Source organism: Calditrichota bacterium, assembly GCA_016867835.1.
Taxonomy (GTDB): Bacteria; Electryoneota; AABM5-125-24; order Hatepunaeales; family Hatepunaeaceae; genus VGIQ01.
In genome coordinates, this window is sequence record VGIQ01000010.1 from 30,980 (window position 1) to 41,953 (window position 10,974).

The window sequence follows — 10,974 nt, forward strand, 5'->3', positions numbered from 1 at the left end:
TATGGATTCTCCTTCGACTCAGAACAACGTTAAGAATGCGTCATCGGTGCTCCGGTTTCCGTTCGTCTGGAGGATTCAACATGCGTTGATGGCTCTGGGGGTCATTGGATTGGCGCTCTCCGGGCTGGCTTACCGATATTACGACACCGGGCCGGGAAGATTGCTGATGTCCTTCGAAGGTGGATTCGGAGCGCGCGGAATTTTGCACCGGATATGTGCCGCCCTGCTCGGTGCGGCTATTGTCTGGCACTTCTTCTGGGTCGTCTTCACCCGGAGGGGACACGACGATTTCCTCGCACTCATGCCGGAGAAGGGCGATACCCGACGGTGGTGGGAAGCGCTGAAGACGAAACTGCGTGGTGAGCCGTATCGTGCCGATTGGGGACGATACACCCTCGGCCAAAAGGCGCAGTATTGGATCATCGCAACCGGTTCGATCCTCATGGCGCTCTCGGGATTGATGCTGCTGTTGGGTGATCGCATCCTCGGTATGATGCCAAAGCAGGCGCTCGACCTTATACGGGTGATTCACGGCGGGGAGGGCGTCGAACTCATGATCTTCATCGTCTTATGGCACCTCTATTCGACGCATCTCTCGCCGGGTCGTTTTCCGATGGACAATGCCTGGTTGACCGGTCGCATTTCGCGGGAACGGCAATCTCGAGAGCATCCCCGGGAAGTCGTCCCATAGATGCTGACTATGACGAAACTTTTCTTCTTATCGTCGTGCAACTGGCTTTCAAAGAGCCTTAAATGCCCGACACTTACGACGATCGCGACGGCTTTTGTGCTGACCGGTTGGAGTCCACTTAATGCACAGATACAGGCGGTTGCATCGCCCTCGTCGCGTTGTCTATTCTGCCATGGCAAGGTGGACTTTGTAAAGCGTTGGCAGGATGGTCGGATAGACAGCCTCTTCGTCGATGTGAGGTTACTCGATGTTTCGGTTCACTCCCGTTGGAATTGCACGGATTGTCACTCGACGGTGACGACGCTGCCGCATGCACCTGTCCTTGAGCGTGTTGACTGTAGCCGGTGTCACTTCTCTGGCAATCCATCAGGCGCTCCTCAAGGAGAATTATACGACCAATATCGACACTCGGTCCATGGTCGGGCAGTGGCAACGGGCAACCGGAAAGCGCCGATTTGTCAGGACTGCCACGGCGGGCACAACGTCCACCGCCGCACCGACGAAGCGAACCCTCTTGGGCATAAGCGAGTTGCCACCACCTGCGGTCGCTGCCATACCGAGGCTTATGCCGAGTTCCGGCTGTCGGTTCACGGCACCCAACTCGAGTCAGGCAACCGGGATGCTCCCTCCTGCATCAATTGCCATGGCGAACACGACATCCGACCGCCGGACGATCCCGAGTCGGCGGTTACGACCCGAAATGTTATGAACACCTGCTCAGCCTGCCACGCTTCAGAGGCTTTGAAGGAATCCTACGGTGTCCGGACGGTGCAGGTCGAAACTTACAAAGGGAGTTATCACGGCATTGCCGTCAAGTTCGGCCAGAATCGTGCAGCCAGTTGCGCCAGTTGTCATGGACATCACGACATCCTTCCCTCGAGCGACCCGAAGTCCCGGATCCATCCGGCTAACATCCCGGCAACCTGCGGCTCATGCCACCCGGGAGCCAATGCCAACTATGCCCGGGGACGGATTCATATAGATGCCGCGAGCAAAGATGCTGGAATAATATACTATGTAGCATCGTTCTTCAAGTATCTCACCATCGGGACGCTTATCGTCTTGATCATCAATATCATCCTCGACCTTAGACGACGCCTTTTGACGCGACGGGTGCACAAGTCGTGAGTGACTCTCTCGACCGGATCCTGACCGAAGCCGGCCTTGACGATGAAGCCGGTCGGAGGGACTTGCTCGAAGCGCTCGCGACCGAAGTGGGCGAAGAGCGCCTCAGCCAGATCATCACTGCGATGGCGTCTGCAAAGAGTCGGGCGCTGTCCAAACCTCAAGCCCCGCTAACTGAACCTCACGTATCGCATCCTCGGGTCGAATCGAAGACCTATCTCCGTTTCAACCTCTCGACCCGCATCCAGCATGGAGTAATGGCGTTGTCCGTGCTTATTCTCATCGTTACCGGGCTCCCCTTGAAGTTCCATGATGCCCGGCTTTCTCAATGGGTGATGAACTTGATGGGAGGCATAGAGGTCTCGGCAATCGTCCATAGGGTCGGCGCAACGCTGCTGATTGGTGTCGGACTGGCACACTTGCTCTACATATCGCTCACCCGGGTCGGCCGGCGGGATTTGTTCCTTCTACTTCCCCGCTTCAAGGACTTGCGCGACTGGATCCTGATGCTAAAATATTATGTCGGTTTGACTGAGGAGAAGGCTCGTTTTGGGCGGTTCAGTTACATCGAAAAATTCGACTACTGGGCGGTCTATTGGGGTATGGTCATCATGATCACGTCGGGATCGCTGCTCTGGTTTCAGGACTTCTTCCTCAAGTTCATCCCGAAGTGGATGCTCGACATCGCCAAGGAAGCGCACTCCGATGAAGCACTGCTGGCAACGCTCGCGATCATCGTCTGGCATTTTTACAATGTCCATTTCTCGCCGGCCAAGTTTCCGATGAGCAAAGTCTTCATTAACGGCAAACTAACCCGCGAGGAGATGGAAGATGAGCATCCTCTCGAACTCGAGGAGATGGAGAAAGAGAGCCAGGGACGAAAGACGAAGAGTGAACAATGAAGTGGGATAACGCCACCATTCCGGGTTCAAGGCCTCATCAGAAGCCCTTCAGCACTTATTCATGATTCGCTTTTTCATAGATTTATGGCGGGTGGTCGTCGAGCATCGGAAGCCGTTGCTTTTGACAACCGGTGGAATCGTCATCTTCGTTGCTATCGTTAATGGCGGCTACTACTTCTACTCGGCGCGACCGGAGTCGTGCCTGGTCTGTCACTATATGCAGCCTTTCTACGACCAATGGCGCAATTCGGCGCACAGGGATGTCAACTGCACCCAGTGCCACCCCGGTCGTCGGACATTGATCGACACCTACCTGCTGCGCTATCTGACCAACTCCTACCGCAGCCGTCCGCATGCCAACGTAACTGCCGCCACTTGCCTTAAGTGCCACGACGAGTCAACCCTTGTCGGTGAGATCACCTACCAGCGCGGCATCAAGTTCAACCACGAACATCACCTCGGGCAGATGCGTCGCGGCAAGAAATTGCGCTGCACCTCCTGCCATGCAACCGGTATGCCCGACTCGAAGTTGTCGGTTGACAACGAGGCTTGCTATCTCTGCCACTTCATGGAGGCAGCCCAGGGACGCGCATTCACATCCTGTAATGCCTGCCATGGCATACCGACGGTGAAGGTGGAACATCAGGGATTCCAGTTCAACCATCAGTCCTATGTTGGTCCGGAGGGCAGCGGTCAGGGCATCGATTGCTCGGCCTGTCACGTGTCAGTCGTGAGTGGCGGGGGGGCGGTTCCGGAAGCAAAATGCTACGAATGCCATAAGACGCGGGTCGATATCCGGCGGGATCTTGATGCCGTGCATCGGCTCCATATCACCGAGCAGGGTGTCGATTGCTTCCGATGCCACGACCGAATCGAACATGGCAAGGTTGAAATGTCCGGCGCGCTGTCGCTCGACTGTGCGAAGTGCCACGCTCCCGAACATGGTGCGACGATGCAGATGTTCATGGGCACCGGTGGTGAAGGCGTAGCCGATCACCCCGATGCGATGTTCCTGTCGCGCGTCTCGTGCGAAGCCTGCCATACGCCGGGGGCAGTGCAGATGAACCTGCCCGGAAGAATGCCGCGTCAATCGACCTTTGCCGAAAAGCGACAGACTTGCGTCTATTGCCATGGTGCCGGCTACGACCGGATGCTCGACGACTGGAAAGTCGGTTTCGATCGTCTGGTGAGCGAACTTCGCCCGTTGGTGGCAGCGGTCAAGGCGCCTCCATCCTCCTACCAGAATCGGGAGAGGATGTTCGTAAGCGAGGCTTTGCGTAAAGCCCGGGTTAACTTCGATCTTCTGGTAGAAGGCAAGGCGGTCCACAATCCGTTTTATGCGCTTTCTCTGGCGCGGCAGATATTCACCGCAGTTGATTCGGCAGCAGTGGCAAAGGGAACGTCGCGGCCGACGCCGCCGCAATTGTTAACGCGTGCTGATGCGGCTTGCATGCTCTGCCATACCGCCCGGCCTCCGGCGGCGGAAATGCCCTTTTCAGGAGCGACCTTCTCGCACGAATTGCATGTCGAAGGTGCTGGTCTAAGTTGCACCCAATGCCATTCGTCAACCACCCACCGAACACAGGATATCGACCGGTCCACTTGTGTTGAGTGCCATGAGAACCGGTTTGTGGCCAAATGAACGGTGATAGAAGTGGATTAAGGCGGGCTCCCAACCGGGAGCCTGCCTCACTTTTGAAGAATGAGAGGTCCGAAAGTAGCCGCAGATGGTACTGACATACCTTCTGGCAGCCCCGATTGGAGCACTTGTTGCAACCGCAACGATCGGTGAGGGTGGACGTCCTCGTCCGCCCGCACCACGTCTCCACTTTACACACCGGACGAAGGCGTCCGGCGTGCACGAACCAAGTTCAAGTTCGAATAATCGATAATGCTCCGCGAAATTATAAATATCGCCTACGGCATCCTGAGCCTTCCTATCCGGATCGTCAGGAAGATCGTCGAACGCTTTCAACGTTGGGGTTGGAAGCGGACGCTGTTGGTCGTTTCTGTGGCTTTCGTCCTTGTGACGGTATTGATGACGCTTTTCGTCGAGGCGACGTCGCAGCCGACGTTTTGTGTAACCTGTCACTACATGCGGCCCTACTTCGCGTCATGGGAGGAGTCGTCGCACCAGGGCGTCGCCTGCACGATGTGCCATTTTCCTCCCGGCATAAAGAGCGCACTCAAGCAGAAGTTCACAGCATCGTCGATGGTAGTGAACTATGTAACCGGCATCTATAAGCGTTCCAAGCCTTGGGCAGAGGTCTCGGATGAATCCTGCCTTAGGCCGGGCTGCCACGAGACGCGGCTGCTCGAAGGCCGGGTTGAGTTCAAGGAAGGCATCATCTTCGACCATAAGCCGCACCTGACCGAAGATCGACTCGGCAAGACTCTGCGCTGCACTTCATGCCACAGCCAGATCGTTCAAGGCGAGCACATATCGGTAACCGAGACAACTTGCTTCACCTGCCACTTCAAAGGCGATGCCTCAGGGGAACTTTCACGCTGCACAAAGTGCCATGACGCACCGATAGCATCGCCGACCGGCGCTTCAGTTAAGTTCGATCACGTTCGGATAGTGGAGCAGGGGGTGTCGTGCCTCAGGTGCCACGGCACAATGCAGGTCGGGACCGGCGAAGTGCGCAAGGAACGATGCTCATTTTGCCACGCGGACCTCGGCAAGATCAACAAGTTCGACGATACGCCGTTCGTCCACAGAAAGCACATTGCCGAGCACAAGGTCGAGTGCCAGAACTGCCACCAGGAGATTCTGCATCGCTCGGTTTCGCGCACCGATGAAGTGAAGCCGTCGTGCGAGGACTGCCATCCCGGGTTTCACGGAGTGCAGGTCGATCTCTTCACCGGCACCGGTGGCAAGGGCGTCGAACCTCATCCTTCTACGATGTTCCAGTCGGGCCTCAACTGCCGGGGCTGTCACATTCAAGCCTCTGCTGCTGATGGCTTTGCTGAGAAGGGGATCACCTACAAAGCCTCAGGCGTGGTTTGCACTCCATGCCACGATCCGGGCTACGACCGCATCCTCGAAGGCTGGAAGCGTCGCAACAGCGAGCGGCTCATGCAAATCCAGCGCATCGAGCAGACTGTGGCCGGGGCAGTAAAAGGCGTGAGCGTCGAGCATCGGGCTGTGGCGGACTCTCTGCTTGAAGCAGCCCGTTACAATATCTCGATGGTCGATCTGGGACATGGCATTCATAACATCCCGTATGCCGAGGCGCTGTTGGGAACGGCTTATGGCCAGTTGCAAAGCGCCTATCAAATGGCGCGGCCGGGGGCTAACCCGGGGTCGTTCGAGATCGGACTGCCAAAGTCGGGCGCCGACTGTATGACCTGTCACTATGGCGTTGAGACGATGATCGTTCAGCGCACCACCGGAAGCCCATTTCCCCATTCACCGCACGTCTTGCAGCATGGTCTGGCTTGCCTCAAATGCCATGACAACTCGAAACGGCATGGCAGTCTGGCTCTCTCCCGGAACGAATGCAACAGTTGCCATCATAAGACCGACGCCGGCAAGTCGCCAGATTGCCAGAACTGCCATTCGCTGCAGGCGACGCTCTTCAAGGGTGATTCCACCTGGGGTTCCGATGCCTTTGCGGATGCAATGTCCGAGTCCGGAATGGAATGCGCGGACTGTCATTTGCCGCAAGAGAACGCCGTGAAACGGTCGGGCGGTGAGACCTGCGCCGAGTGCCACGACGAGACCTATGCCGACCTGCTGATAGACTGGAAAGATGAGACAACGCACGGGATTGCAGTCGTCGATTCACTTCTTCACATCTGCCGCAACGTTCAATTGCCTGAACTGACTGCCCTTCGCCAGGAAACCGACCGCATCCGTAAGGACCGCAGCCTCGGCGCTCACAACCACGGCCTGGTGGTGGCGATTCTCAAGCGCAACAGGGTCCGGCTGGAGACATTCATCAAGGAACAGGGACTATGATGGTAATGATGTGGTAATGATGACAATGATGAATGGACGCGGTTGGAGTTTCCGGTTGAATTGACCTACCTTTTGCTATAGACATTCAAAGGGAGAGTAATGCACACCGCTCTAAGAGTCATTGGCCTGTGCGGCATGCTGCTCGCTGCCAACGTGTCGGCGCAGGACTCGGTAGGTGTTTCCTGCATTGGGAGGATATTCCACGATTGGGACAACGCCGTCGGGATCGCCCTTGACGGTAACCTGACAGTCGTTGCAACGCAACTTTCAGGAGTGCACTTCCTGGACTGCAGCGTTCCTGAACAGCCGGTTCAGATAGGCACCTGTCGCGGAAATGCTTCCAGTGAAGCCGTAGTGGTCCGCGATGAATTTGCCTATGTGGCCGCCGGCCCGGATGGGCTGGCGATCTACGACTACTCCGAGCCGCGCCGCCCCACAGCAGTCTCAATGTTGCCACTCCGGGGCCGCGCCTGGGATATCGTTCTGAACGGCGATCTGGCTTATCTGGCACTCGATGTCGAAGGCATTGCGGTAGTCGATGTCGCGAATCCGGCGGAGCCAGAGTTGCTCATGGTGCTTGACACCGTCGGTTCGATTCGCAAGATCGCTTTGGCTGAAGACTATTTAGTCGTAGCCGCCGATACGGCCGGGGTCATGATTCTTGACATCCGCAATCCGCGCCGCCCTGAAGTTGTCAGCATCACCTTTGTCCCCGGCCAGACCCGGGCGGTGGCTGTTGATGGTCGAATCGCCTATCTGGGTGCCCACTCGCGCGGCTTGCAGGTGCTTGACTTCTCCAACCCCATTGCGCCTCAGGTCGTCGGATCTCTCGCGACCCCGGACAACGCCATCGGCATGGCTTATGATGAGGGTCGAGCCTACATCTGTGCCCGGTCAAGCGGGTTGCGCATTGCCGACGTTACCGACCCCCGCAATCCAATGCTGTTGGGAATCTTCGACTCACCGGGGAATGCCCGTGATGTGGTCATAAGGGAGGGGGCTGCTTATCTGGCCGATCTTAGTGCCGGTTTTCGCATCGTCGATGTGACCAATCCGGCTCAGACCCGGGTGATTGGATTCTACGACACACCGGACTACATCCTGAATCCAAAGTTCTCGAGTGCCGTCTTATCAGGTTTCTTTCTTGTTGTTACCAAAGGCGAAGCCGGTATGGGGATCATCCAATTGGCGGGACAACAGCCCCCGTTAAACCTCGGCAATTACAACTCCCCCGGTCGCGCGTTGGATGTCTTCACCTCGGGGACAACGGCGTATATGGCAGACGATTCAGCGGGGCTGCGGGTGGTCAGTTTTGCCAATCCGGCGTCGCCCCGCTCGGTTGGATCCTATGGCCAGACCCAAGCCGTTCAAGTGAAATATGCCGGCGAATTGGGAGCAATGGCGGCGCCCTATATGCTTGTTGCCAGTCCAGCAGCCGGTGTGCAGTTCTTCGATGTATCAGCACCCGAATCGCCACAACTTGTCCTTACGGTCGATGAGTTAGGCGGGACACGGTCGCTTGCGGTCTTTCGGATGGGCAATTCGTGTCGAGTCTATTGGGCGGCCGGCGAGAGGGGGCTTGCGACGATGACCATCTCGGATCCGCGGCAGCCCGATCAGGTTCAGGTTCGGACGTTCGACCTTGGCGGGCCGGTCTATAATGTCGCCTCTGGCGGCGAGGTCGATCGGGTCTATGCAGCCGTGGATGGCAGCGGCATAGCAATACTGGCTATCGATCGGGAGGAGTCGCTCCTCGGATTCATTGAATTGACAGGTCCCGTCCACAAGATGGCGCAACGGGGAGATCATCTACATGTTGCCAACGGTGAAGACGGATATCGGCTCTTCGACTTGTCGGCACCGGATGCGCCTAATGAAGTCGGCTACTATGACTTCGATGCTGAGTTTTCGCCGTGTCTGGGATTTACCCTGCTTGCCGACAATGTGGTAGCGGTGGTCGATACCGGCAGCATTCGCATACTTGATGTGGCCGAAGCGATGAGGGTCGAACAAAACGCTCATCCCGTGCCGAAAGACCACCTCTTTGCCATCTATCCCAATCCTTTTAATGCCGCTCTTACGATCTCTTATGAGGGATTACAAGCAAAACCTACACGCATCGGTATCTATAACCTTTCCGGGCGACTGATCAGAGAGTGGGATGTAGAAGGCAACTTGGGTGTTGCAGGGAGACGCCTTACATGGGACGCAGCTGATGCCGCCAACGGGACTTACTGGGTGTGGATGGAGTCGAGTCAAGGAATCGCTTTGAAGAAGGTGGTCTTACTCAAGTAGGCGGGCGATCAGGGGGGGAGCCTGTTCCCCCAGATCCAAGAAGACAAGTGAGACATCGCTCGCTTATCTGCCTACGCGCTTACCCGCTTACCATACTCGCAAATCTCCCTTAGCGGGCATGTCAGACATTTAGGTTCCATTCTGCAATACTCCTTGCCGAGCGCTACCCATTGGGCATGGAAGTCGTTATAGAGGGCCGGATCCGGCGGCAATTGCCGCTGGAACCAGGCCCTCAATTGCTCATACTTGACCCTACCATTGGATAGCCCCAGCCGGGCTAAGGCTCGCGTCGTGTAGGCATCGATCACAAAGACCGGCTTGCCGAGGGCATAGAGTAGTATACAGTCCGCGGTCTCGGGACCGATGCCCTTTATTGCAAGCAACTCCCGCCGCAGCGTCCCGGTATCAACTGGCGAACCCGATCTGACTAACCACCACCGGCAAATTGACTTCAGTCGTTCCGCCTTCTGATTGAAGAATCCGGCGGATCGAATAATAACCTTCAGGTCGTCGTCCGGCAGGGCAATGATCGCTTCGGGCGAAAGCGCATTCGAGGCTTTGAGATTGGAGATGGCTCGCTCGACATTATGCCAGTTTGTGTTCTGAGTCAGGATTGCGCCGATGACAATCTCAAACGGCGTATCGCCCGGCCACCAGTTGCGATACCCGAAATGGTCGTGGAGACGGCGGTAGATATCAGGAAGATCAGTCACTCGTCGTCAATGCGTTGTGCCATTTTAGGACGCCTATCCTCCTCTTTCCTTTCGGTATATGAGGATGACATGGGTGGCTATCTATCGGGAGTCTTTGTCAAGAGGGTGGCCAGTTCGTCAAAGCGCCGGTCGGGTGGCAGCCGCTTCAATAGTTCCCGGCTTAAGAGGCTGTAGATTCGCTCCAGATTAGGAAAATCGTCAAGGGCTTGCAGGTGCCTTGCGACCGTCGCAGCGTCAGATCGAACGACCGGTCCGGTTAAAGCCCCGAAGAAGCCTCGCTCGTGGTAGTTGGCGAGGGTCTTATCGACCAGCGGTCGAAGGGTCTTGAGCGCTTCCGCGCGCGTGAAGCCTCCTCTATCAAGCAAATCGACAGCCACTTCGAGGAGCGCGACCATCAGGCTCGATCCGAAAACCGCCGCGAGGTGATAAAAGACCCTTGTCTCCGGAGGGACAATCGCGGCCTTTGCGCCGAGCCGCACGGCAAGAGCCATTCCCATGACGACCGCTTCATCGTCGCCTTCCAGACCTACCGTAATCCCCTGAAACGACTCCCATCCCTCCCGACCGGTGAAGGTCTGAAAGGGATGCCAGGCGAGTGCGTATCCTCCCGCTGCCCGCACCGGCTCCAGCACTTCCGACGACACCGCACCAGCCGTGTGTGCGGCCACGACTCGCTGCTGTTTTGCAGCGATCCAGTTGCTGACATCGACTCCGCACCCTGCAAGGCTTGAGTCCGGGACTGCCAAAATGACCATCCCGATATCAGTCGGCAATTCGCCAATGCTCGAAAATCCCCGATACCCGTTGCGCTCGACATTGTCTAACTTGTGCGCAACTATCCCTGCAAGGAGGACGTCTTCAACCTCGCTGAGCGCCCTTGCGAGGGCTTTGCCAAGCCTCCCGTAGCCGACTATGGCAATTTTGGGGATAATCCCGTTCGAAGCAGGTTGCAGGTTATCCATCGCTGCCTCGCGACGCAGCCAGTTCACGTCGAAGGGCTTGCAGTTTCTGCTTTGCCTTCAGGAAGTCATTATAGGAAGAAGAGAAATGGTGCGAACCGTCGCCTTGCGCGACGAAATAGATGAAATCGACGTCCGCTGGATTTAAGGCGGCGCGAATCGCCCGCAGGCCCGGGCTGTTGATCGGTCCCGGCGGAAGGCCGGTTCGACGATAGGTGTTGTATGGGCTGTCGATGGCGAGGTCGCTCCGATAAAGTCTGCGGGGGCCGTCGTGAATGATGTATTGAATCGTCGGATCTGCTTCCAGTGGCATCCGCTTGCGGAG

General features: G+C 56.9%; 9 protein-coding genes. 6 read left to right on the forward strand and 3 right to left on the reverse strand.

Going from position 1 to position 10,974, the window contains the following annotated elements; genetic code table 11:
• The first annotated feature begins 1 nt into the window (after nucleotide 1).
• From FJY67_02285 to FJY67_02310, 6 genes are all read left to right on the forward strand, one after another.
• The gene (locus FJY67_02285; protein MBM3328288.1) at nucleotides 2-691 is read left to right on the forward strand and encodes a cytochrome b/b6 domain-containing protein; all 690 of its coding nucleotides are present in this window, start codon (nucleotides 2-4) and stop codon (nucleotides 689-691) included.
• The gene (locus tag FJY67_02290) at nucleotides 692-1,819 is read left to right on the forward strand and encodes a hypothetical protein (GenBank protein MBM3328289.1); all 1,128 of its coding nucleotides are present in this window, start codon (nucleotides 692-694) and stop codon (nucleotides 1,817-1,819) included.
• On the forward strand, nucleotides 1,816-2,718 hold the full coding sequence (locus FJY67_02295) for a cytochrome b/b6 domain-containing protein (protein ID MBM3328290.1): 903 nt from the start codon (nucleotides 1,816-1,818) through the stop codon (nucleotides 2,716-2,718). Before FJY67_02290 ends, FJY67_02295 begins: the two co-directional genes overlap by 4 nt.
• A 61-nt stretch (nucleotides 2,719-2,779) precedes the next feature.
• Nucleotides 2,780-4,360 (forward strand): hypothetical protein, encoded by a 1,581-nt coding sequence (locus FJY67_02300; GenBank protein ID MBM3328291.1) that lies wholly within the window; start codon nucleotides 2,780-2,782, stop codon nucleotides 4,358-4,360.
• A gap of 249 nt (nucleotides 4,361-4,609) precedes the next feature.
• A complete protein-coding gene (locus FJY67_02305) occupies nucleotides 4,610-6,682 on the forward strand; it encodes a hypothetical protein (GenBank protein ID MBM3328292.1) in 2,073 nt (690 codons plus the stop codon).
• 99 nt (nucleotides 6,683-6,781) lie between these two features.
• Nucleotides 6,782-8,977 carry a T9SS type A sorting domain-containing protein gene (locus FJY67_02310; protein ID MBM3328293.1) on the forward strand — a complete coding sequence of 732 codons (2,196 nt, stop codon included), beginning with the start codon at nucleotides 6,782-6,784 and terminating at the stop codon, nucleotides 8,975-8,977.
• A 71-nt stretch (nucleotides 8,978-9,048) separates the two neighbouring features.
• Here FJY67_02310 and FJY67_02315 read toward each other — a convergent pair whose 3' ends face one another.
• From FJY67_02315 to mltG, 3 genes are all read right to left on the reverse strand, one after another.
• A complete protein-coding gene (locus tag FJY67_02315) occupies nucleotides 9,049-9,690 on the reverse strand; it encodes an endonuclease III domain-containing protein (protein MBM3328294.1) in 642 nt (213 codons plus the stop codon).
• Between the two features lie 77 nt (nucleotides 9,691-9,767).
• Entirely contained in the window at nucleotides 9,768-10,652 is an 885-nt protein-coding gene (locus tag FJY67_02320; GenBank protein MBM3328295.1) for a DUF2520 domain-containing protein, read from the reverse strand.
• On the reverse strand, nucleotides 10,645-10,974 hold a 330-nt coding region (gene mltG, locus FJY67_02325; GenBank protein MBM3328296.1), incomplete at its 5' end, for an endolytic transglycosylase MltG. The genes FJY67_02320 and mltG, both read right to left, overlap by 8 nt.